This is a genomic window from Synechococcus sp. R8-2, from assembly GCF_047461715.1.
Classification (GTDB): Bacteria; Cyanobacteriota; Cyanobacteriia; order Thermostichales; family Thermostichaceae; genus Thermostichus.
Genome location: NZ_JANSHQ010000491.1, coordinates 1 through 662, shown reverse-complemented (window position 1 = coordinate 662; position 662 = coordinate 1). Strand labels below are relative to the sequence as shown.

Genomic DNA, 662 nt, shown 5'->3' with positions numbered 1-662 from the left:
GGTTGCTGGGTTTGATGTCGCGGTGGATGACACCCCGAATCTCGCGACCCTCTACCTTGGCCTGAAACGTGTGGGCAAAGTGCAGCCCCTCACAGGCCTGCAAGGCTAGTCGAACGGCTTGTCGAACCGGCAAAGCCCCTTTTTCTCGGATCAGCTTGCCCAGATCCTGCCCCTTGAGGTACTCCATCACCAAGTAGGCCTGCTCCCCCTCTTGGCCGTGATCCAAAACCTTGACGATGCGAGGATGCTGCCCCAGAAGGGTGCTAACGCGGATCTCTTCGGCAAAGCGACGGCGCAAGTCTGTCTGGAAGTCGCCCCGGCTCAGCAGCATGGGGGCATAGAGGATCTTGACAGCTACCTCTTGGCCGTTGTTGTGTAAGTCTAAGGCGCGGAAGACGGATCCCATACCACCGCTACCAATTTCTTGAATCAGCTGGTAGCGGTTGCCCAAAATGCGGTTGGTGAGATCTGCGGTCATGGGTTTGCAGCTTGGAGAAGAGGAATTGCAGGGGGAATGTCCATACCATAAACCGAATTGCTGAGGTCTGCACCAGCCTACGCCGGTGGCTGAACTCAGGGATCCGGATTGGGGCCATCTGTTGGAAATGGCGGGGTTTTCGGTTGATTCTTCAAGGTGACTTCTCAGCTAGAAATCGCAGGAG

1 protein-coding gene is annotated in these 662 nt (G+C 56.5%); it reads right to left on the bottom strand.

All coding sequences use genetic code 11. The features are described from left to right. A partial coding sequence (locus NW819_RS11450; RefSeq protein ID WP_414413817.1) for a serine/threonine protein kinase occupies nt 1-478 on the bottom strand: 478 nt, incomplete at its 3' end. Between the last annotated feature and the right edge of the window lie 184 nt (nt 479-662).